Here is a 21300-nt window from a genome sequence, read left to right as displayed (position 1 = left end):
GGGTCCGCGAAGGTATGCCGGATGCCCGCCGGCATTGGTGCGCCCGTCCGGACCGCGTACCTTGCACGGACCATGTCCAAGGACCACCCCCTCATCCTCATCGCCGACGACCACACCATCGTGCGGCGTGGATTCAAGAACCTCATGGCCCTCCGCCTGCCTCAGGTGAGCGTGGAGGAAGTGGCCGATCTGGCCGGTTTGCGGATCCGACTGGGCCGGTCGCCCCGGCCCGACCTGCTGGTGCTCGATCTGCAACTGCCGGACGGCAACGGCATGGACATCCTGCCGAAGCTGTGCAACGACCCGGCGCAGCCTCCCGTGCTCGTGTACTCCATGAACCCTGTGCGCCTCTACGGGACGAAGGCCATGAAGATGGGCGCCATGGGCTACGTGAGCAAGGATGCCGCCGAAGAGGACGTGGTGACCGCCGTGGACACCGTGCTGTCCGGCAAGCCCTACCTGAACCCCGACCTCGCCGTGCGCACCCCGCGCCCGGGAACCATGGTATTGGATACGAACCCGCTGGAGCGGCTCTCGGCCCGGGAGCTCATGGTGCTCGATCTGCTGCTCACCGGTGCCGGGGTGAAGGATGTCGCCGAAACGCTCGGGCTGGGGATCTCCACCGTGGGCACCTATAAGATCCGGATCTACGACAAGCTCGGGGTGAGCAACATCCTTGACCTGCAGACGGTGGTGCAGCTGCACCGCAAGGGCGTGCATTGATGGCCTCGAGGCGGCTGATCGGCCTGCTGGGTCTGCTGCTCACGCTCGGACCGGCGTTGGAGGCGTCCGCACAGCGCTACGCCGGGTGGCGCCACTTCACGAACAGGAACGGCCTGCCCCAGAGCAGTGTGGGCGACATGGCGTGGGACGAGCATGGCTTCCTGTGGCTCACCACGCAGGGTGGCCTGGCCCGGTGCGACGGGCGCTTCGTGCGCGCCGTGCCCATGAACGGGGCCACGGCCCCCCGCCCGTTGGTGCACCTGCTGCGCACCGCCACCGGCGGGCTGTTCACCATCGGCGCTTCCGGCGTCGTTCACCGATTGCGGACCGCAGGGCCCCTTCCGCTCACCACCACGGCGACCACGCCCCCCCACCCCTCCGGCACCATGCCCTCCGAGCGCCAGCTCCTGTTCCTGCTGCGCACCGCGGCCCGGAACGGCTGGACCGGGTTGCGCACCTGTGCGCAGGACAGCGTGTCGTGGCTCCTTGTGCAGGACCGAAGGCTCAGCTGGTGGAACGACACGGTGAAAGCCGGCACGCTTGAACTGCCGGCGCCGCCCCTGGCCCTGTTCGGCCTGCCCTCCGGCGTTCATGTGGTGAACGCGGACGGCTCGGTCTCCCGGTTCGACCCGGACACGGGCACCCTCCTGCCCGTCGCCCTGGAACCCGCGGTCCCACCGGGTGGTCGCTGGTTCGAGCAGGCCGGCCGACCCTTCGTCCTCCACCTGCGGGACGGTCGCCTCCAACTCTTCTGGGAGCTCGCTGTGAACGGGACCATCAGCCTGCAGGGGATCCCCATCGATGTGGATCCGCCCCCGCCTTCGGACATCTCCCAGATGCTCTTCGATGGAACGGCCACCGTGCTCGCCACGTCCACGGTCACCCAGGGCCTCTTCCTCCATCGCCGGCAGTGGTTCAACACACGGGCCTGCGCGGATCCCGGCCTCCTCGGCGGCAACTCCTTCTATGGTCAGGCCGAACTGCCGGACGGGCACACCTTCACGGTGGATCACCAGGGCAGCGGCGTGCTTTTGGATGGTGCGGGCTGCAGGCCGGCCCCGGGACCGCTGAACCGACTGGACCCCTTTTCCCTGGCCCGCGACCGGACGGGCGGTTTGTACTTCAAAAGCCGCGTCGGCATCGAGCGCTTCGATCCCGCCACCGGTCGCTCGACCGCCGTGGCCAACAGCACCGACGGACGCACCACCATGGTGCTGGAGAATGACACGCTCTGGGCCGTGAGCCGTTCCGCCTTCGGCCTGGTGCGCAACGACAGCATCCATTGGTCGGTGGTGTTCGAGGGGTTGGAGCCGGGCCACGACCCCGTCACGCTCTGCCGCGCACCGGATGGGCGATGGTGGTTCGGCACCTGCGGGGGCGCCTTCATCCTGGGCACCGGTCCCGTTCAACGACCCGCTCCTGTCCCGGGGCTCACGGGAACATGTGTGCGCGCCCTGTACCGCCGGGGCGATCTGATGCTCGTTGGCACTTACGGACAGGGGGCCTTCGTCCACGATGGGCTTTCCCTGCGCCGCCTGCCGATGGATGAACGCGGTGCGCTGCTGCACACGCACGCGTTCGCCCCCGACGCCCTCGGGGCCCTGTGGATCTCGACCAACAACGGTTTGCTGCGGACCACCTGGCGCGACCTGGAGGCCTGGGTGGCGGACAGCACGCAACGGCCCTTCATGGGCCGCTTCGACGAGGAGGATGGGCTGATGGGCTCCGAGCTCAACGGAGGCTGCGTGCCGGCCTACCTCGCCCTGTCCGCCGGCGAACTGTCCTTCCCGTCCATGCGCGGCCTGGTGCGCTTCGATCCCGCCACCGTGCCCGACCCCTGGCCCGGCGCCCGCCTTCAGGCCACCGCCCTCAAGGTGGATGGTGTGGCCATTCCCCTGGGCGAGCGTGTGTCCCTGCCCGCCGACCATGGCGAGGTGGTGCTACAGTACGCCCTCGCCCACTGGGGGAACGCCTCGCAGGTGCAGCTCGAACTGCGGTTGGAAGGCCTGCAGGAGGGCTGGACCCTGCTGAGCAGCGACCGCGATGAGGTGCGGCTCGGTCTGCTGCCCCCGGGCGAAACGCGCTTGGTGCTGCGCAAGGTGGGCGGGGCGTTGCGCAGTGAACCCGAGGCTTTCGCCGTGCTCCTGGCCGTGCCCTTCCCCTGGTACCGCAGCTGGTGGGCGGGGCTGGGCTTCGTGATGCTCGGCGCCCTGGTCGGCCTGGCCTTGCATCGCTGGAACCTGCTCCGGTTGCGGGCGGCCAACGCGAGGCTCGGCTCACTTGTGAAGGCCCGGACCCAGGCGCTCTCCGCCGCCAACGACGACCTGAAGGCCGCCCTCCACCACCAGGACAAGCTCATCGCCATCATCGCCCACGACCTGGTGCACCCGCTCCGCTTCGTGTCGCGTGTGGCCCGCGACGCCCGCGTGATGCACGAGCGGCGCGAGGACCCCGGGGAGCTCGGCCTTACGCTGCAGGACCTGGAAGGGGCCACCCGGAAGCTCTTCACCAATGCCAGCGACCTGCTCGGCTGGGTGCGCTCGCGCCATGTGCAGGACCCCGATCGTCGTGTGCAGGTCGACCTCCATCGGTTCGTGGGTGGGGCGATCGACCGCATCGCGGAACTGAGCGGCACCATCGACCTGCGCAATTCGGTGCCCGCCGGCACCCAGGTGATGACGGACCCGGACGTGCTGGCCATCGTGCTCAACAACCTGCTGATGAACGCCGTGGTGCATGGCCGGGCCCGATGCATCACCCTCGACCTGGCGGATCACCCGGGCATCGTCCTGCGGGTGAGCGATGATGGGACCGGGATGAGCCTTGAACAACTGGACCGGATCCGCAAGGAGCTGGAGGGCCTGGACGATGGGCACGGCCGCGCCGGTGGTACGGCCCTCGGCCTGGGCTACGTGATCATCTCCGAGTGCATGCGGCTGCTGCATGCCAGGGCCACGATCGACAGCGGGCCCGGTGGCACCACCGTGGAACTGGCCCTGCCATCGGCGTAACCCATCGGGGCCGGGGTGCGTTCAAGCGGCTGCGATGAACGCCCCCAACAGCAACCTCATCCGGTACGAAGGCCTGCTCAACAGTGAGGTGCGCGTGCAGCTCACCGACCTGCTGATGGCCATCGCCCTAACCAACCTGGGCTCGCGCGGCGACCTGAAGAAGCTCTTCGGTGTGGCCGTGGAACTGCTGGACAACGCGCAGCGCTACTGCTCGGCCGGCAGCGTCTCCTTCCAATGGCGCATCCAGGGCCCCGAGCTGGTCATCGAGATCAGCAACCTGGCGGACAAGGCCGACGCAGAGCGCCTGCTGGCCATCGTGGCCTCCATCCAGAGCATGACCTCCGAGCAGATCGCCGATGCCTTCAAGCAGCAGCTGCAGGACCCCGCCTTCGGTGAGAAGGGCGGCGCCGGCCTGGGCATGCTGCAGATCGCCCGCAAGGTGGGCAACCGCATCACCGCCGACGTCCGCCCTGAACCCGACGGTGTGTACCGCTGCACCAGCCAGGTGACCACCCTCCTCCGATCCTGATCCCGACCGATGCAGACGCTCCACATCCCCGCCACCCGGACCACGCCCGAAGTGCATTTCGAGCCCGCGTCCGGCCAGTGTTCCATCACCGGGGTATCCATCCCCGAGCACGCCCAGGAGTTCTACCAGCCGATCGTCCAGTGGCTGGACATCTTCCTGTCGGTGAACCGCGCAGCCGTGACCCTGCGCATCGCGCTCACCTACTTCAACTCCTCCTCCCTGAAGGCGCTCTACATCCTGCTGGGCAGGGTGCGCGAGGCCCAGCTCATGGGGACCCCGGTGCGCATCATCTGGGTGGTGGAGGAGGATGACGAGTTCATGCTCGAGTCCAGCACCTACTTCGCCGAGCTCCTCGGGGTGAAGATGGATATCGAGATGACCGGCGACGGCGGCTCCGGTGAGCGCCGGGCGGTCTGATCCCCGGTCACTCGCGCGCAAAGAGGCCTTCCACGAAGGTCCGCCGATCGAACTCCTGGAGGTCGTCGATCCCCTCCCCGATCCCGAGGTAGCGGATCGGCACCTGGAACTCATGGCTGATGCCGATGGCCACCCCGCCCTTCGCCGTACCGTCGATCTTGGTCAGCGCCAGCGCCGTCACGTCCGTGGCCTTGGTGAACTGTCGCGCCTGCTCCATGGCGTTCTGCCCGGTGCTGGCGTCCAGCACGAGCAGCACCTCGTGGGGGGCATCGGGCACCACCTTGCGCATCACGTTGCGCACCTTGGTGAGCTCGTGCATCAGGTTCACCTTGTTGTGCAGGCGGCCGGCGGTGTCGATGATGACCACGTCGGCGCCCCGGGCCTTGGCGCTCTCCACCGCATCGTAGGCCACCGCGGCGGGGTCGGCCCCCATGCCCTGCGATACCATGGGCACCCCCACGCGCTCGCTCCAGATCCGCAACTGGTCCACGGCGGCGGCGCGGAAGGTGTCCGCGGCACCCAGCATCACGCTCAGCCCGCTCTTCTTCAAGCGATGGGCCAGCTTGCCGATGGTCGTGGTCTTGCCCACACCGTTGACACCCACCACCATGATCACGTAGGGCTTGGCGTCCGTCCTGACCGGGGGAGGGTCCTTCATCAGATCGATGATCTCCTCCCTGAGGATGCGGTCCAGTTCGGCGGCGCCCACGTACTTGTCCCGGGCCACGCGCTCCTGCACGCGGCGGATGATCGACAGGGTCGTGTCCACCCCCACATCGCTGCTCACCAGCACCTCCTCCAGGTCGTCGAGGACGGCATCGTCCACGGTGGTGCGCCCCACCAGCATCCGGCCGAGCTTGCCCAGCAGTCCGCCGCGCGATCGTTCAAGCCCCGCGCTCAGGGCGGCACGATCGGCCGAAGCCTGGGGTCGGTCCTTGCCGAAGAGTCCGAAGAGCGCCATGATCATGCCGGTATGCACAAAGGCCCGAGCCGGGTGGCGCAGGCCTTTGCACGTCCGCCGCAGCGGTGGATCACTTCTTCTGGGCCAGGAACTTGTCCGCCTCGTCGGCGGGCATCACCGATTCCTGGAACTGGTAGCCGCCGGTCTTGGCGTTCTTCACCATGCGGATGACCTTGGTGAACACCTTGGCGTCCGCTTTCTTCAGGGTAGCAACGACCTTCTTTGCCATGTCTCACGCGCCAGGGCGCTGGTTACTTGATCTCTTTGTGAACGGTCATCCGGCGCAGGATCGGATTGTACTTCTTGAGCTCCATGCGCTCGGAGGTGTTCTTCCGGTTCTTGGTGGTGATGTAGCGGGACGTGCCCGGCTGGCCCGAGGTCTTGTGCTCGGTGCACTCGAGGATCACCTGTACGCGGTTCCCTTTCTTGGCCATGACTGGATGCTTCGTTGGTTATGGGGCCGATCAAGCCGTGTAGTACCCCTTGGCACGGGCGCGCTTCAGCGCCTCGGTGATGCCCAGCTTGTCGATCGTGCGCATGCCGGCCGCGCTCACGCGGATCGTCACCCACTTGTTCTCGTCGGGCACGAAGTAGCGCTTGTCCTGCAGGTTCGGCGCGAAAGTGCGCTTCGTCTTCACGTTCGAGTGGCTCACCTTGTGACCGGTGATCACATGCTTGCCGGTGATCTGGCAGACCTTGGACATGGCGTTGCGGATTCGGGGGCGCAAATATAAGGATCTTCCTGGCATCCACGGTCCAAGGCTCCTGCCGGTCGGTCCGGCCTCCCCTCCTCGGCCCTTGCGCCCGCCACGCCGCCCGGGGGCCCGGAGAGGCCTTCGACAGGCGGATCACCGCCATCCTTGTGCGGTGGAGCCGCCTCCCGATATCTTCGCTGCGCCTCCCGGTGTGCCGGTGCGGGGCCCCTTCATGCGCGACCCTGAGAAATGGCGCCCCTCCCGGATCGTTCGCGATCCGCGGTCGGGACGCTTTGTCACGAACCGACGTGGCATCTTCGGAGGCTCCCTCTACATCGCGGAGCTTCAACACGCCCACTACCTGCCCCTGATCGAGCAGCACATCTCCGGACGTGTGCTGGACGTGGGCTGCGGACCGGTGCCCTACTACGAACTGTACAAGCCCAGGACCAGCGAGGTCGTCTGCGTGGACTGGGCGAGCAGCCCGCATGCGAAGGACGTGCTCGACCACTTCATCGACCTGAACGCCGAACCGCGCCTGCCCTTCCCCGATGATCACTTCGACTCGATCCTCGCGTCGGACATGCTGGTGCACATCACCCGGCCGCACGTCTTCCTGGCCGAACTGCGTCGCATCCTCAAGCCCGGCGGCCACATGGTGATCACCGCGCCGTTCGCCTATTGGATGGGCGAGTATCCCCACGAGTACATGCACTTCTCGGAATTCTCCCTGAAGCACCTGGCCAAGGATGCGGGGCTGGAGACGCGCCACATCATGGCCTACGGTGGCCACGCCGATGTGCTGCTGGACTGCGTGAACAAGTTCTTTCCGGTCGGCTTCATGAACCGGGTGTACTGGGCCTTCGCGCGTGCGGTGATCGCCACCGGGTGGCCGCGCCGGAACCGTGAACGCACCAAGGGGCCCTATGCCTTGGGCTACAGCATGGTGGTCCGCAAGCCCCTGGCCTAGGTCGGCTCAGGGTCTGACGCCAGAAGGCGTTTGCGCAGCATGTTCAGTGCGGCGATCGCGCTGCGCTTGATCACCAGGTCGCGGCCGCCGGGGAAGAGGACCTGTGTGGACCGCACGCCATCGGGACCATCCACCGCGATCCATACGGTGCCCACGGGCTTCTCGGGCGTACCCCCGTCAGGGCCGGCCACACCGCTGATGGCGATGCTCCAATCCGTCCGCAGGGCCTGGCGGACACCGCAGGCCATCTGCTCCACCACCGGCCGGCTCACCGCACCGTTCAGTTCGAGCATGCCTGCCGGAATGCCGAGCTCCTCCATCTTCACGGCGTTCGCGTAGCTCACCACCCCACCGATGTAGTAGGCCGAACTGCTGGGCACGCTGGTGATCAGGTGGCTGAGGTAGCCGCCGGTGCAGCTCTCGGCCAGGCTCAGCGTCTGGCCCGCCTGCCGCAGACGACCGCCAACCACCTCCTCCAGCCGGGCCGTGCCCTCGCCGAACACTAGGTCGGGGATCAAGGCACGCAGCTCATCCGCCTTGCGATCCACCCGTTCGCGGGCCTCCTGCGCTTCGCGGTTGGCATAGGCGCTCAACCGCAGCTTCACCAAGCCCGGGCTGGGGAGGTAGGCCAGCTTGATGCCGGTGCCTTCGAGCCCCTCCTCCCAGGCCGCGATCCGTGTGGCCACCTGGCTCTCTCCCGCCCCGGTGGTGAGCAAGGTGCGATGCACGATCACCGGGGGCGAGAAGGTCGTACGCAATCGCGGCAGCACCTCGGCCTCCATCATCGCCTTCAGCTCGTAGGGCACTCCGGGCAGGCTGACGAATACGCGGGGCATTCCACGGTCGTCGCGCGGACGCTCGAACCACATGCCGCAAGCCGTGCCGTGCATGTTGGGGATCACCGCGCACGACTCCGGCAGGTCCGCCTGCGACCGGTTCATGTCCAGCAGCGGCCTTCCCATCCGCGCGAACAAGCCCTCGATGTGGGCCTCGACCTCCGTCCGCCGCGTCAACCGGGTGTCGAAGAACGTGCAGAGGGTATGCTTGGTGATGTCGTCCTTGGTGGGGCCCAGCCCGCCGGTGATCAGCACCACGTCCGCAGTGGCCGCGGCCAGCGTGCTCAGGATCCTGTCCCGGTCATCGCCGATGGTGCGCACCTCCATCGGCCGGATGCCCTGAAGCGACAACTGTTCACCCAGCCAGGAGGCGTTGGTGTTGATGGTCTGGCCGATCAGCAGCTCGTCGCCGATGTTGATGATCCCGGCCGTGATCTCGTGCACCTCCGTGCTCATGCGCCGAAGGTCGCAATTGTGGCGCTCAAGGGACGACCACCCGAAGGGTGCGTGCCCGGCCGTCACCAACGACCCGCACCAGATGCACACCCGATGCGGCACCAGGGGTGGTGAGCACGCACCGGGTACCGGCCTCACGGACCTGCGCGCACAACCGGCCCCGCATGTCGAGCAGCTCAACCTGGCCCAGCGGCTCCGGAGCGCTCACCACCACCCGCCCCGCCTCCTGGTGCACGGTGATGTCCCGGCCCGCAGGAGGAGCGCCCACGGACTGGCCGGTGTTGATGCAGGCTTCGTACAGCGTGAAGGGCAGTTCGTTCACCGTGCCCCCTGACACGAAGGGTTCGGACACGGTCGAGGTCCCCATCGGGCCTGCGCTGACCCCGTACTGCAGCTGACCGCCCACAGGTTGAGGCTGCACCATGGACAAGGTGTAGGACCCGGGCGGCAGGCATACGGTGGCCGTATCGAACTCCTGCGCCCCCAGCTCCAGGGTGCCGGTGAACACGGTGTTCCCGCCATCGTCCAGCAGGTCCCAATCGAACAGGCCCGTGACCAGCGCACCTCCGAAGTTGCCCAGGTGAACCTGTACCGGAACGCACGGCACGGATGGGCAGAGGGTGACGGTGACGGGCAGTTCGCAGGCCAGGGTATCAAAGAACCAGGTCCACAGATGCAGGGTGGCCTGGAACGGATCGGCCGGCACCTGGCCTCCTGGATGTACGGCCAGCGTATGGATCTGGGGCCCTCCACCGATGCCGAAGAAGTTCGGTTGTTCGACCGCCAGCGTATCTCCCTGGTCATCGAGCAGCACGAAGGCCGGGTAGTTGAACAGGTCGCTGCTGCCGTTGGACACCATGACCTCGATGAGGTCCGTGTTGAACGGCGACCACTGCACGCCGAGCACGTCGAGGCTGTCGCAGGCCGTGGACAACGACCCGCCGGATACCACGAAGGTGTGCTCCGGCTGCGGAGCGAAGTCCCCCACGAAGGTGCCGTTGACGACGATCGTGTACGTGCCGGAAGGCAGGGGGCCCAGCGGGATCAGCTCCGTATGCGGCACGATCACGGTGAAGCCACCGGGGTCGGCGGCCACCACGTCCAGGGTCACCGTGCCACCGGTGACGCTGGCCGAAGCGCTGACGACGTAAGCGCCGGTGCTGCTCAGCCCACCGGACAAGGCGATGGTGATGTTGTCCTGCGGGGTGGGCGCGGTCGGCGTCACCGCGATCTGATCGATATAGAAATAGGTCTGCGCCTGTGCGGCGAAGGCCATGACCGTCCATGTTGCGAGAAGGGTGCGTTTCATGGGATGTGCTTCGGGCTATGGACGTTCGGTGCAGGGCGGCGCTGCCTCAGGGGTTCACCTCGAACCCGAACAGCTCCGAGCGCTCCAGTTTCCGCACCGGCCCCAGGCGCTCCAACGCGGTCATGTCCATGGTGCTCTCCTTGCCGATGACGCAGTAGGTGTAGGGTCGCCCCTTGATCTCCCGGTCGAAGAAGGCCTTCATGTCCTGCAGGGTGATGTCCGGGATCCGTTCGTACACCAGCTTGCGGACATCGATGTCCAGTCCCCGTCGCCGGGCCGCGTCCCATTGCCAGTAGATGTTCTCCCGGGTGATGCGGGTGCTGGCGATGACCTTGCGCGCCGCCGTTCGGGCACCCTCGAACTGGGCCTCGGCCATCGGCATGTCGTTCATCAGACGGAGCATCGCGTCCACCGCATCGGGCAGCTTGTCCGCCTGGGTGCCGGTGAAGGCGCGCACATAGTGGGCCTCCTCCTTCTCGGCCGGGGTGGTGTAGCTCGCGTTCGCCCCATAGGCCAGGGCCTTCGATTCGCGGATCTCCTGGAACACGATGCTGCTGAGCCCGCTGCCGAAGTACTCATTGAAGAGCGCCGCGTAGGGCATTTTCTCCACATCGAACGGACCGGCCTTGCTCACCATCAGCATCTCGGCCTGCACCATGTCGTATTCGGCGAAGAGGACCTCATTGCGTGTGGTCGGCACCTCGGGATACGCCCGTTCACCGGGCAACGCCATCAGCTCGGCGGGTGTGGGGTGCAGCTCACGCAACAGGGCCTCGACCTGATCGATGCCCTGCCTTCCATAGTGGAACACCCGGTGCTTGTAGGAGGTGAGCCGGTGGATGCGCGCCACCAGGTCGTCAGCCTTCAACGCGTTCAGCTCGGCGTCCGTGAGCACATCATTGAACGGGGAGCGCGCACCGTAGCGGGCCTGGCTGTAGAGCGCTCCGGACAGCAACACGCCCTTGTTGCGCGCCTGGTCCTGTCGCTCCTTCCGCAGATCGGCGATCAGCCCGCGCAGGGCTGCTTCATCCGGCCGGCACCCGGCCAGCACATGCTCCAGCATCACAACGCCCTCCCGCAGGTTCCGCTCCAGGCCGCTGAGGGTCACGTAGCACCGGTCGTTGCCCACGAACACGTCCAGCGAAAGGCCCAGCTTGAAGAGCTCCTTGCGCAGTTCGGGGGCGCTGTAGCGCGAGGTGCCCAGGTAGGGCAGGTACTTCACGGCCACCTCCAACGCCTTGTCATGGTCGGTGCCCATGTCCAGGATGTAGCGCAGGCTGAACAGCTCGTTGGACGGGTTGCGCACACTGGCGAGCTCGCCCCCCTTCCCCAGGTCGCGCCGCTCGATCGCTGTGGCGAAGTCGACGAATTCGGGGGCCAGCTCCGCACCGGGCAACTGCTCCCAGGCCCGCCTCCATGCGCTCATGCCCTCCCGCTTGATGTCGATGGGCGTGATGCGGGGTTTGGTCACCTTGTGCACGCCGGTGCGCTCGCCGGAGCGCTTGAGCACACAGACATGGTCGTCGCCCAGCCGCTCCTTTACGAAGGCCATCACCTGGTCCTTGGTGATCGCGGCCATGCGGTCGTGCTCGGTGAGCACCTCCTCCCACTCCTTGCGCAGGATGAAGGCATCGGTCATGGCCGCGGCACGCCGGCCGTTGTTGTCGCTCCATTGGCGGATGCGCCGCACCCTCAGGTCGTTCACCACGGCGCCGATGAGCCAGTCCTCGAAGCCGCCGCTGGCCAGCGCATCGAGCTGCTCCAGGGCCAGGTCGCGCGCCTGCTCCAGGGTCTGGCCCTCGCGGGGTTCGACCCGGACATTGAACTCGCTGTGGTCGGCCTGTTCCAGGGCATAGGCGGAGGCGTCCAGGACGCGCTGCGCCTGCACGAGGTTGAGGTCGAACAGGCCCGCCCGACCATTGCTCAGCAGGCCGGCCACCAGGTCGAGCATACCGGGGTCGGTGCTTCCTGTGCCCCGGAACCGCCAGGCCAGCGTGGCCCACTCCCGGTCAGGTCCGGTGACCTCGGCCACCACCGGCCCGTTCAGCGGGCGTTCCGGGGCATGCTCGAACCGAGGGACCTCGCGCGGGACCCATGAGCCGAAGTACTTGTCCACCAGCGCGATCGTCCGGTCGTGGTCGATGTCTCCCGCCAGCACCACGGCCATGTTGTTCGGAACGTACCATGTGGTGAAGAATGCCTGGATCTTCTCCATGCTCGGGTCCTTCAGGTGCTCGCCGGTCCCCAGGGTGGTCTGTGTGCCGTAGGGGTGGTGCGGGTAGAGCAGTTCGTTCTTCTTGTAGTAGGCCAGCCGGCCGTCGTTGTCCTGGCTCCGGTTGAACTCCTCGTAGACGGTCTCCAGTTCGGTGTGGAAGAGGCGCAGGACGCACTCCTGCATGCGCTCGCTCTCGATCATCATCCAGCGCTCGAGCTCGTCGCTCGGCACGTCGTTGATGTAGACTGTGCGCTCGGTGCTCGTGTAGGCGTTCGTTCCCCGAGCGCCGATGCTCTTCACCATCTTGTCGTACTCATTGGGTACGGCGAGGGCCGCGGCCAGCTGGCTGAGGCTGTCGATGGCCTGGTAGATGGCCTCGCGCCGGGCCTCGTCCCTGGTGTTCCGCCGTAGTTCGTACTGATCGCTGATCGCCTGGAGCAGCCGCTGTTCCTCGGGCCAGTCGGACGTGCCGATGCGCGAGGTGCCCTTGAAGAGCATGTGCTCCAGGTAGTGGGCCAGTCCGGTGGCATCGGCCGGGTCGTTCTTGCTGCCGGCCCGCACGACGATGTTGGTCTGCACGCGCGGCGCGTCCGGATTCCGGCTGAGCCACACCTGCAACCCGTTGCCCAGGGTGTAGATGCGCGTGTCCGTGGGGTCGCCCGGCACCGCGCTGTACGGGTAGCTGCGCTGGGCCAGCACAGGGCCGGTGGCGCACAGGATGGAAAGGGCGAGCAGGGGGCGCATCATGGGTGGTTGGAATGCGGTGAAGGTGGTGAAAAGCACGACCCGACCCACTTGCCGCCCGACCGCGGTCCCGAACGGAAGGCCTGCCCGGCTCCCTGGGCCGGCTCCGACGATGCCGCCATGCCACGGAACGCGAAGGCCCCCGGATCCCCGGAGGCCTTCGATCGAAAGGGCGGTTCAGCGAACGATCAGCCGTTCATGCGCGAGCCGCTCTCCCTGAAGCATCTGCACGACGTAGGTGCCCGGCATCAGCCCGGACACGTCGAGCTCCGCGGCCTGGCCGTCGATCGCGGGGGTGAAGCGTTGCCGCAGGACCAGCCGCCCATCGCTCGCGAGCACCTGGACATCAACGGGCACCTCCCGAGACCAGGAGTCCCCTTCGAGGGCGACGCGCACCGGCTCACCGGCGGTGGGGTTCGGCCACAGCAGGGCCTCGCCCGAGGTGAGCACCTTGTCCCGTGCGTCATCCCCCGGTGTGGTGCCGATGGCCACCCAGCAGCTCGGCCCCCAGTTGCACCAGCTCTGTCCGGTGTCGTAGCTGATCCGTACACGAACGTTGTAGGTGGTTCCGGCCACCAGTGGCTGGGTCACCCAGTTGAGGATGACACCCGAGCTGGGCAAGGCGATGCGACGCAGGTATCCCGCACCGGTGTTGCTGAACTCGAACTGGTACCGGTCGGCGCTGATCCGCTTGAAGGCGTACAGGCGGTCGCTTCCGCCGAAGATCCGCGTGACCCCGCAGGAGAACTTCGGGTCGTTCGGGCGGTCGACCAGCCGGGTGGTGGCGCAGGGCGGCTTGACCGGGTTGAGGTACACGCGGCAGGCCGGACCGAACTCACGGTAGACGCCGGCGATCCGGGCCCGGATCCGCACGTTCAGCCACTGCTCCATCGGCACCGGCAGGGTCTGCAACCAGGCGTAGTTCAGGTAGGAAGCCCGCTCCGGATCGTTCGAATCCCAACCGGTGTAGGTCCCGTTGTGGATGTACACGCGACGCGAGTAGCTTCCGTTCGGATCGAACAGCCAGAACTGATAGCCGTAATTGGCGTTCTGCAAGGCCAGCTGCACCCCGGGCTGGTAGGCGGCCACAACGGCAGGTTCAGGATGCGCGATCAACAGATTGCCATAGATCAGGTCGCTCCGGTCGCACAACGCCTCGATCAACCGGTCGGGACCGATGGGCACACAGAACGGCGCATTGTTGGCCACGGTGCTGACCGAACCGAAATCACCGTTGTTCCGGTTGTCGATGATGCGCTCGCCGTTCACATCGTACAGGATGTAGTAGCCATTGGCGTTCAGGCCATCCCCGAAGCTGTCGAAGACCCGCAGGGTATAGCAGCCTGGGTCCACGCAACAGCTGAGGTTCAACAGCGTGTTCGGGGTGTATCCGCCGCCGGAACAGAGCACGTTCGACGTGCCCGCGTCGGTGAACTCCCAGGACGTTTGGGAGGCATCCACATCCGTGCGCAGGGTCAGGGTCAACTCCTCGCTGCATCCGGGTTGGGCTTGAAGCGGCGATGCGATGCCGTGCAGGAACACGGCGCCGAGGATCACGGTGGTTCTTCTCATGACTGCTGGTCTAGGACCCACAAGGTACCCGTGCCACCAGGCCCTTGTCCAGCCTTTCGGCCCACGTTTTCCACGATCGGCACGTGATCATGGCCGGGCGCATCTGATGCCGGCGCACGGTCATGACGGGCACGGTGCGGATCCTGGAGGCGCATGTGGCGCCATCGGCCGCCGTGTCAGACCCTCAGTCGATGGCGTAGTGCTTCGGGTCGGAGGCTCCGTTCACCACCACTTCCGTGACCGACAGGGACATGTCGACCGGGCCTTTCTGCACGATGAGATGCGGGAACAGCACCCCTTTCACCGCGCGATAGTCCTTCAGCTCGGAGGAGACCTTCAGGGTGCCCTCCGGAGTGGCCTTCATCTCCTCCCTGCGCAGTTTCAGACCCGTGGCCACGCTGTAGTACTCCGAGAAGGTCGACCCCATGTCCGTCATCACCATCAGCTTGTACGCCTCCTCCCCGTTGATCTGAGCCGTGCCCGGCAGGACCAGGCGGCCCATCATCGCATAGTGCAGCTCGGGGAAGGGCGGTGCGTTCATCTCCATCTCCTCCAGCTCCATCTCGATGATCTCCTCCACGCCCTCGGGGCTCGACCGCGTGGCGCGGGTGCCGTCGCAACGCACCTGTTGGAGCACTGCCGTACCGCTGCGCATTTCCATGGCGTAGCGGTCAGGCTCCGCGTTCCACTCGGTGATGGTCACCGGCATGCCCATCATGGATGTGCTCATGCTGCGCTTGAGACTGCGGACACCTTCCACGGCCTCGCGCCCGCCGATGGCCTTGAAATAGGCCTCCAGCACGGTCTGCGGGGTGACCCCGGCAGGCAGGGGACCCAGCTCCTCCCTGTAGGGGTCCCCGTTCTCGTCCAGTTGGATCACGCCGCGTTCAAAACTGAGCGGAACAAGCTTGTTGCCCACCCGCTCCATGTCGCCCACCACGAGGATGGCCGCGTTGTCCGGATGAAGGAACCGTTCGGCCGCGGCCATCACGCCTGCGGCGCTCACCGTGTCAAGCCGCTTGAGGTAGGTGGAGTAGTGGTCCTTGGGCAGGTCGTACAGGTAGGTGTTCAGCGCGAAGCGCGCCACCGTGCGGGGATCCTCCAGCGAACGGGCGAAGCTTCCGGCCATGTAGCTCTTCGCCAGGGCCAGTTCGTCCGGCTTCACGCCGTTCAACCGCATGTGCTCCAGTTCGAACAGCATCTCGCTGGCGGCGCTGTCCGTCACTTCGGTGCGGACACTGGCCCCGGCGCTGAAATGGCCGCAATACCGGTCCGCATCCAGGCTGCTGTATGCGCCGTAGGTGTACCCCTTGTCCTCCCGCAGGTTCTGCATCAGGCGGGCATTGAAGACGCCTCCCCCGAGAATCGTGTTCATCACCTGACCGGCCTGTGCCATGGGGTCGTTCGGCTTGAGGTCCACCGGGAACAGCACCCGCACCACGGATTGGGGCGCACCGGGACGGTCCACGATCGCGACGCGACGCACGCGCGAAGGCCTGGGGGTCTTGGTCGGCCTCACCACCGCACCAAGCCCATCGACCTGCTCATGCCCGTTGGCATCCAAGGACGCGATGGTCGGCGCAGGACGCCAGGGGCCGAACTGTTTCTCGGAGGCCTGCCTGGCCTCCTGCTCGGTGAGGTCGCCCACCAGCACCAAGTAGCCCTTTTCCGGCCGGAAGAAGCGTCGGTAGTACGCTTCAAGGTGTTTGCGTTCCACCCGTCCCACGCTCTTTTCGGTGGGCACTTCACCATAGGGGTAGCCCTTGCTGAAGGTGAGCACGCGGCCCACGACATCGGCGATGGCGTCGGGGTCGTCCTTCCGGCTCTGCAAGCCGCTGAGCATCCGCTTGCGCGCCTTTTCGAACTCGGCCTCGGGGAAGGTGGGCGTGGTCACCACGGCATGGACCACATCGAACAGCGCGTTGAAGTTCTTCTTCAGGCAGGAGGCGTACACCCCGTCGCTGGACGTGCTCAAGTCCCCCCCGAGCTGATCCACCGTCCGGTCCAGCGTCTCCTTGTCCATCGTCGCTGTGCCGGCGGCGAGCACCTCTCCCATGAGGTCGATGTACCCGGCCTTCTCCCCCTGCATCACCGGTTCGATGTCGAACCGCACCTGGACGCTCACCAGAGGCTGCTGGTGGTCCTCCACGAGGATGACCCGCATGCCGTTCTCCAGCATGAAGGTGGCATGCTGCCCCACGTTCACGGAGGGGGCCGGGGCGGGTCTGGGCGGTTTGCTGCGATCGACCTGGGCGTTCATCGGCAGGGAATGGGTGAAGGCGGCCAGAAGCAGGCCGGCCACGGAGGTGGGTAGCAAGGCAGGGCGCATGATCACGGCTTCTGGTTCTTCGGGAGATAGTGCAGGACCACCCGCGCTTGTGGCGAGAAATACTCCTTGGCCACCCGCTGAAGGTCCTCCGGGGTCACGGCCAGGTAGCGCTCCAACTCCCGGGAGGCCATCACCGCACCTCCCAGGAAGGTGTGGGCCGTGGCCAGATTGGAGGCGACACCGGCCACGCGGCTGTTGTCGCGCACGAACTCCGTTTCCAGCTGCGCCTTGAGCTTGTCGATCTCGGGTTGCGGGACCAACCCATCGCGCACCTTGGCGAACTCGGCGTCCATGGCGCTCTCCAGCTGTTCGGCCGAAACGCCCATGTTGGCGATGGCGAAGGCGATGGCGAGGCCGGGATGCTCGAACGGAAAGCTGAACGCGCCCACGTAAAGCGCCTTCTGTGCCCGGTCCTTCAATTCCACGTTCAGGCGCGAACTGTTTCCGTTGCTCATCAGCCGGTTCAACATGTCCACCGCATAGAAATCGGCCGTACCGTACGCCGGGATGCGATAGGCCTGCACCACCGCGGGCAGCTGGATCTGGTCGAACACCACATCACGGACCTCCACTTTGAGCGGAGGTTCCTCGGCTGTGGTGCGGGTGATCTCCTTCCCTCGGGGAATGGCCGCGAAGTACTTCTCGACCTGCTTGCGGACCTCCTCGGTCCTTACATCGCCGGCGATCACTAGAACGGCGTTGTTGGGCACGTAGTAGGTCTTGTAGAAGTCGATGTAGTCCTGTTCGCTCGCGGCGTTCAGGTCCTCCATGAATCCGATGGTCGGCCACTGGTACGGGTGCACGGTGTACGCGCGCTTCAGCACCTCGATCAGGATGCTGCCATAGGGTTGGTTCTCGTAGCGCTGACGGCGCTCCTCCTTCACCACCTCACGCTGGGTATCGATCCCCTTCTGATCCACCCTGGCATGCAGCATGCGCTCGCTCTCCAGCCAGAGCCCGAGCTCCAGTTGATTGCTGGGCAACACCTCATAGTAGTAGGTGCGGTCACCGTTGGTGTTCGCGTTGAGCACACCGCCGGCCTTCTCCACGTGCTTGCTGAACTCACCACGGCCGATGTTCGCCGAGCCTTCGAAGAGCAGGTGTTCGAAGAAATGGGCGAATCCCCGCCGGTCGGGCCGCTCGTCCTTGCTGCCGACATGGTACATCACGCTCACCGCCACGATCGGGGTGCCGTGGTCCTCGTGAACGATGACATGGAGCCCGTTGTCGAGGTCGAACTCGGTGAACGCGATGGCGCCTTTCTGCGCTGCGAGCGGGATGGCGAGCATATGGGCCAGAAGAAGGGTGGATGTTGTCCGCATGCCGATCGGCTTGGGTGTCCGCGTCGCTGCCAACAGCAACGGGCGGGGCGGCCAAAAGTACGTGCACCGGCTGCACCGGAGGCCATCAGCACGGCCGTACACGCGGTGGAGCCGCAGACCCCATCGGTGGCGGCGCTTGACATCCGCTCGGTCGATGGGATAGATTGGTCGACAGAAAACGCCATTTCGTCGACACCATGCATCATCCCGCCATCCTCACCATGCCTCCTCAGCGCGTAGCGACCCACGACCCGGCCCTTACCCCCGCCCTGCTGGACATGTTGACGGGTCTCGACAAGCGCTTCGCCACGCGCATCGAGCGGTTGATGGATGAGCGCAAGGCCCGTCGTGACCGGCTGTCATCCGGCATGGTCGAACGCGCGGAGGACACCCGGCACATCCGGATTGCGGACTGGTCGGTGGACCCCCTGCCCGCGAACTGGATGGAGCGCCGTGTGGAGGTGATCGGACCCGCTGACCGGCAGCGCATGATCGAAGGCCTCAACACCGGGGCCAAGACCTATGTCGCCGACCTTTCCGACCTGGCCACGGGCCATAAGGCCACCGTGCTGCGCGGCCATCGGGCCATCGGGCGTGCCGCCCGGGGCCGGCTCAGTTGCATCAGCCCGGAGCACGGTCGCATCCGACCTCATGCATCCACCACCACGCGCTTGGCCGTGGCCGTGCGCCCCTTGAGCGCCATGGAATCCATGGTGCGCCATGGCGGCAGGCCGGTCCGGGCCGGGCTCTTCGATCTGGTGATGCTCGTCCATCATCATGGTCGCACCCTGCTGGAGCGGCAGCGCTGCATTCATGTCTACCTGCGCGACGTCCAAGGGCATTTGGAGGCCAGGCTCTGGAACGACCTGTTCGACGCCGTGGAGGAGGACCTCGGTCTTGACAGGGGTAGCATCCGGGCCACGGTCTTCGTGGACACCGTGTCCGGGGCCTTGGAGGCCGAGGAAACGCTGTTCGAACTGGCCCCCCATGCCGGCGGTCTGGCGCTTGACAATGCGGCTTACGTGGCCGACCACATCGCCCTGTTCACAAGCCGCGAGAACGGTGTGTTCCCCGACCGTGAGCGGTTCGGCATGGATTGCGGGTTGCTGGAGTCGCTGGCCCGCATGGTGATCGGCACCTGTCATCGGCGCGGGGCGCACGCCTTGGGCACGCCCGGACATGGGCTGCCACACCTTGGACACGGACGTCCGAAACCGGCGCTGCTGGAGATGCTCAGCGACAAGGAACACGAGGCCGCCTTGGGCATGGACGGAACCCTGATGGCCCACCCCGGCCTGGTGAACGCGGCCATGACCGAGTTCAACAAGCACATGGGGGCCAGCCATCAGCTCGGGGTTCAACGGCGCGAGGCCATCGCCGTGAGCGACCTGGTGCGCCGACCTGACGGGGACATCTCGGTTGACGGGCTGGTGCGCGCCGTGCGCACAGGGTTGCTCGGTCTATCGGCCATGGAGGTCGGTATTTCGCGGATCGAGCTCGACGGTCGCACGCATGACCGCAGCAGCGTCCGCCTGGCCATCGCGCTGCTGTGGCAGTGGGTCGTGGCGGACAAGGGTCGGGTCACAGCCTCCGGGCTGGACATCCACGACGATCTCATCACCTTCCTGGTGAAGAAGGAGGTGGAGAAACTGGCCGCCCGTCCTGACGCTCCGACCTTGGACGTGCTGCGGTCGGCCGGCGACAGGCTCATCAGCCTCGTCCTTGGCCCGGACCACCCCGCGATGGTCTGAACAACTGCTGAACCCCGGTTAACTTGGTCCCCGTGAACGACGGGTGGATCAGCATCACGGACCGCCTGCCCGGCAACGGGGAACGCGTGCTCTGCTGGGTGCCTGAGCATCTGGTATACCTGCCTGGCAAGAGCGGGGCCACTGAACTTCGCGAGGTGGTCATCCTTCGGTTCCTGCAGGACCACTTCACGCACAACCCCAGCAAGACCGGAAGGACGACCTCTCCCCACCTGTGGGCGGGCGAAGGCTCCAGCAACCAGTTCTTCGAGGCCGTCACCCACTGGCGACCCCTGCCTCCCGCCCCCGTGACCTAGCGCCCCTGAGCTGGCGGAACGATCTCCAACAGCTCCACTTCGAACAAGAGCGTACTGTTCGGGGGCAGGTCGCCTCCGGGACCACGGCTGTTGCCGTAGGCCAGACCCGCAGGAATGAAGAGCTTGTACCGGGAGCCGACGGACATCAGCTGAATGGCCTCCGCCCAGCCCGGGATCACATTCCCCACGCCGAACATGGCCGGTTGGCCGCGCTTGTATGAGCTGTCGAACTCCGTTCCGTCCAACAAGGTGCCCCTGTAGTTGACCTTCACCACGTCCTCTGCCGTGGGCTTCGGTCCCGTGCCGGCCTGGAGCACCTCGTATTGGAGTCCGGAGGGTGTGGTGGTGACGCCGGGCTTCTTGCCGTTCTCAGCCAGCCAGGCCTCGCCCTTCCGCAGGTTCTCCTCCCCCTCCTTCTGTTCACGCTCCATCACCTTCTTCTGGGCGGCGAGCATGTAGGCCTGAACCAATGACCGCACATTGTCCGCATTGATCCGCTCAGCACTGTCCAAGCCATCGCGGATGCCCATGGCCATGGCGTCCACGTTGAGCGAATCCAGTCCGCTCAGCTTCATGTTGTGGCCGATGTCCGTGCCGATGCCGTAGCTCACCGAGTCGATGTTCGACCGCAACGGCGCGTTCCGGCCTTTCTGGCCGGTGACCTCATTGGAACAGGCCGTGAGCAACACGGCGACAAGGGCGGTCAACAGGGATCGGATGATCATGAGTGGTTTCGAATGGGCGGCGAAGATAGGTTGCCCGTTCCGGTCAGGTCGGTCAGGGGCGCATTCCCCGCATGACCATGCACGGATCCATGGCGCCTCCACCTCAGGATCGAGATCCAGGACAACGCCGTACAGGTGCTCATGCCAGACGACGGGGGCGGTTCAAGGACCCGCCTGAGTCTGCGAGTCGCATGTCCGCTGCGGCAACGTAGGGCTGTTCCGACCGGAAGCATCACTGACCTATGTATGGCCATACATTCTTTCTCCTCCCTTGTTGAACCGGGTGATCGTCGCGTCCTGACACGCTTCGTTGAGGTTCTCCGAACAGGAGCCTAGGTTATAGGAGGAGAGCTCCGGATGAACTCTTTTAAGCATAACCACCTGATGTCCAATCAGATGAACACGACAACTCGTTCGGTTG

Annotated in this window: 18 protein-coding genes; 7 read left to right on the top strand and 11 right to left on the bottom strand. The window is 66.0% G+C overall.

Going from position 1 to position 21300, the window contains the following annotated elements; genetic code table 11:
• Window positions 1–72 precede the first annotated feature (72 nt).
• From IPM49_02200 to IPM49_02185, 4 genes are read left to right on the top strand one after another with little or no spacing between them, the layout of a single operon-like run.
• On the top strand, window positions 73–723 hold the full coding sequence (locus IPM49_02200; GenBank protein ID MBK9273337.1) for a response regulator transcription factor: 651 nt from the start codon (window positions 73–75) through the stop codon (window positions 721–723).
• Window positions 723–3734 (top strand): HAMP domain-containing histidine kinase, encoded by a 3012-nt coding sequence (locus IPM49_02195; GenBank protein MBK9273336.1) that lies wholly within the window; start codon window positions 723–725, stop codon window positions 3732–3734. The genes IPM49_02200 and IPM49_02195 overlap by 1 nt, the downstream gene beginning before the upstream one ends.
• A gap of 34 nt (window positions 3735–3768) precedes the next feature.
• Window positions 3769–4263 carry a hypothetical protein gene (locus tag IPM49_02190; protein ID MBK9273335.1) on the top strand — a complete coding sequence of 165 codons (495 nt, stop codon included), beginning with the start codon at window positions 3769–3771 and terminating at the stop codon, window positions 4261–4263.
• Window positions 4264–4272: 9 nt separating this feature from the next.
• Window positions 4273–4680, top strand: a complete 408-nt coding sequence (locus tag IPM49_02185; GenBank protein ID MBK9273334.1) for a DUF1987 domain-containing protein — start codon at window positions 4273–4275, stop codon at window positions 4678–4680.
• A 7-nt stretch (window positions 4681–4687) separates the two neighbouring features.
• Here IPM49_02185 and ftsY read toward each other — a convergent pair whose 3' ends face one another.
• The 4 genes from ftsY to rpmB form a co-directional block, all read right to left on the bottom strand.
• On the bottom strand, window positions 4688–5641 hold the full coding sequence (gene ftsY / locus IPM49_02180; GenBank protein ID MBK9273333.1) for a signal recognition particle-docking protein FtsY: 954 nt from the start codon (window positions 5639–5641) through the stop codon (window positions 4688–4690).
• A 70-nt stretch (window positions 5642–5711) separates the two neighbouring features.
• The gene (locus IPM49_02175) at window positions 5712–5870 is read right to left on the bottom strand and encodes a DUF4295 domain-containing protein (protein MBK9273332.1); all 159 of its coding nucleotides are present in this window, start codon (window positions 5868–5870) and stop codon (window positions 5712–5714) included.
• 22 nt (window positions 5871–5892) lie between these two features.
• Complete coding sequence (gene rpmG / locus IPM49_02170; protein ID MBK9273331.1) at window positions 5893–6075, bottom strand: 50S ribosomal protein L33; 183 nt, start codon at window positions 6073–6075, stop codon at window positions 5893–5895.
• 30 nt (window positions 6076–6105) lie between these two features.
• Window positions 6106–6345 (bottom strand): 50S ribosomal protein L28, encoded by a 240-nt coding sequence (rpmB, locus tag IPM49_02165; GenBank protein ID MBK9273330.1) that lies wholly within the window; start codon window positions 6343–6345, stop codon window positions 6106–6108.
• A gap of 223 nt (window positions 6346–6568) precedes the next feature.
• Between rpmB and IPM49_02160 the strand changes: the two genes are divergently transcribed.
• The gene (locus IPM49_02160) at window positions 6569–7306 is read left to right on the top strand and encodes a methyltransferase domain-containing protein (GenBank protein ID MBK9273329.1); all 738 of its coding nucleotides are present in this window, start codon (window positions 6569–6571) and stop codon (window positions 7304–7306) included.
• On the opposite strand, the gene IPM49_02155 is transcribed toward IPM49_02160, so the two are convergent.
• From IPM49_02155 to IPM49_02130, 6 genes are all read right to left on the bottom strand, one after another.
• Complete coding sequence (locus tag IPM49_02155) at window positions 7303–8598, bottom strand: CinA family nicotinamide mononucleotide deamidase-related protein (GenBank protein ID MBK9273328.1); 1296 nt, start codon at window positions 8596–8598, stop codon at window positions 7303–7305. The genes IPM49_02160 and IPM49_02155 overlap by 4 nt on opposite strands.
• 25 nt (window positions 8599–8623) lie before the next feature.
• Window positions 8624–9907 (bottom strand): hypothetical protein, encoded by a 1284-nt coding sequence (locus IPM49_02150; GenBank protein ID MBK9273327.1) that lies wholly within the window; start codon window positions 9905–9907, stop codon window positions 8624–8626.
• Between the two features lie 46 nt (window positions 9908–9953).
• A complete protein-coding gene (locus tag IPM49_02145) occupies window positions 9954–12869 on the bottom strand; it encodes an insulinase family protein (GenBank protein MBK9273326.1) in 2916 nt (971 codons plus the stop codon).
• A gap of 174 nt (window positions 12870–13043) precedes the next feature.
• Complete coding sequence (locus IPM49_02140) at window positions 13044–14438, bottom strand: T9SS type A sorting domain-containing protein (GenBank protein MBK9273325.1); 1395 nt, start codon at window positions 14436–14438, stop codon at window positions 13044–13046.
• A gap of 184 nt (window positions 14439–14622) precedes the next feature.
• Complete coding sequence (locus IPM49_02135; GenBank protein ID MBK9273324.1) at window positions 14623–16767, bottom strand: insulinase family protein; 2145 nt, start codon at window positions 16765–16767, stop codon at window positions 14623–14625.
• 2 nt (window positions 16768–16769) lie between these two features.
• The gene (locus IPM49_02130) at window positions 16770–18089 is read right to left on the bottom strand and encodes an insulinase family protein (GenBank protein ID MBK9273323.1); all 1320 of its coding nucleotides are present in this window, start codon (window positions 18087–18089) and stop codon (window positions 16770–16772) included.
• A gap of 197 nt (window positions 18090–18286) precedes the next feature.
• On the opposite strand from IPM49_02130, the gene IPM49_02125 reads away from it, so the two are divergent.
• Window positions 18287–19840, top strand: a complete 1554-nt coding sequence (locus tag IPM49_02125; protein MBK9273322.1) for a hypothetical protein — start codon at window positions 18287–18289, stop codon at window positions 19838–19840.
• A 32-nt stretch (window positions 19841–19872) separates the two neighbouring features.
• Window positions 19873–20154, top strand: coding sequence for a DUF551 domain-containing protein (locus IPM49_02120; protein ID MBK9273321.1), 282 nt, complete (start codon window positions 19873–19875; stop codon window positions 20152–20154).
• Here IPM49_02120 and IPM49_02115 read toward each other — a convergent pair.
• Window positions 20151–20876 carry an FKBP-type peptidyl-prolyl cis-trans isomerase gene (locus tag IPM49_02115; GenBank protein ID MBK9273320.1) on the bottom strand — a complete coding sequence of 242 codons (726 nt, stop codon included), beginning with the start codon at window positions 20874–20876 and terminating at the stop codon, window positions 20151–20153. The genes IPM49_02120 and IPM49_02115 overlap by 4 nt on opposite strands.
• Between the last annotated feature and the right edge of the window lie 424 nt (window positions 20877–21300).

The organism is Flavobacteriales bacterium, assembly GCA_016715895.1.
In the GTDB taxonomy this organism is placed as follows: Bacteria; Bacteroidota; Bacteroidia; order Flavobacteriales_F; family PHOS-HE28; genus PHOS-HE28.
The sequence above is the reverse complement of the archived record's forward strand: the minus strand, read 5'-3'. Positions and strand labels throughout refer to the sequence as shown.

Excerpts from the sequence above, each read along its gene's own strand:
- IPM49_02135 (MBK9273324.1), bottom strand. The coding sequence starts at position 16,767 with ATGCGCCCTGCCTTGCTACCCACCTCCGTGGCCGGCCTGCTTCTGGCC.
- ftsY (MBK9273333.1), bottom strand. The coding sequence starts at position 5,641 with ATGGCGCTCTTCGGACTCTTCGGCAAGGACCGACCCCAGGCTTCGGCC.
- IPM49_02175 (MBK9273332.1), bottom strand. The coding sequence starts at position 5,870 with ATGGCAAAGAAGGTCGTTGCTACCCTGAAGAAAGCGGACGCCAAGGTG.
- IPM49_02200 (MBK9273337.1), top strand. The coding sequence starts at position 73 with ATGTCCAAGGACCACCCCCTCATCCTCATCGCCGACGACCACACCATC.
- IPM49_02125 (MBK9273322.1), top strand. The coding sequence starts at position 18,287 with ATGCATCATCCCGCCATCCTCACCATGCCTCCTCAGCGCGTAGCGACC.
- IPM49_02190 (MBK9273335.1), top strand. The coding sequence starts at position 3,769 with ATGAACGCCCCCAACAGCAACCTCATCCGGTACGAAGGCCTGCTCAAC.
- IPM49_02145 (MBK9273326.1), bottom strand. The coding sequence starts at position 12,869 with ATGATGCGCCCCCTGCTCGCCCTTTCCATCCTGTGCGCCACCGGCCCT.
- IPM49_02195 (MBK9273336.1), top strand. The coding sequence starts at position 723 with ATGGCCTCGAGGCGGCTGATCGGCCTGCTGGGTCTGCTGCTCACGCTC.
- IPM49_02155 (MBK9273328.1), bottom strand. The coding sequence starts at position 8,598 with ATGAGCACGGAGGTGCACGAGATCACGGCCGGGATCATCAACATCGGC.
- IPM49_02150 (MBK9273327.1), bottom strand. The coding sequence starts at position 9,907 with ATGAAACGCACCCTTCTCGCAACATGGACGGTCATGGCCTTCGCCGCA.
- IPM49_02140 (MBK9273325.1), bottom strand. The coding sequence starts at position 14,438 with ATGAGAAGAACCACCGTGATCCTCGGCGCCGTGTTCCTGCACGGCATC.
- IPM49_02185 (MBK9273334.1), top strand. The coding sequence starts at position 4,273 with ATGCAGACGCTCCACATCCCCGCCACCCGGACCACGCCCGAAGTGCAT.
- IPM49_02160 (MBK9273329.1), top strand. The coding sequence starts at position 6,569 with ATGCGCGACCCTGAGAAATGGCGCCCCTCCCGGATCGTTCGCGATCCG.
- IPM49_02130 (MBK9273323.1), bottom strand. The coding sequence starts at position 18,089 with ATGCGGACAACATCCACCCTTCTTCTGGCCCATATGCTCGCCATCCCG.
- rpmB (MBK9273330.1), bottom strand. The coding sequence starts at position 6,345 with ATGTCCAAGGTCTGCCAGATCACCGGCAAGCATGTGATCACCGGTCAC.
- rpmG (MBK9273331.1), bottom strand. The coding sequence starts at position 6,075 with ATGGCCAAGAAAGGGAACCGCGTACAGGTGATCCTCGAGTGCACCGAG.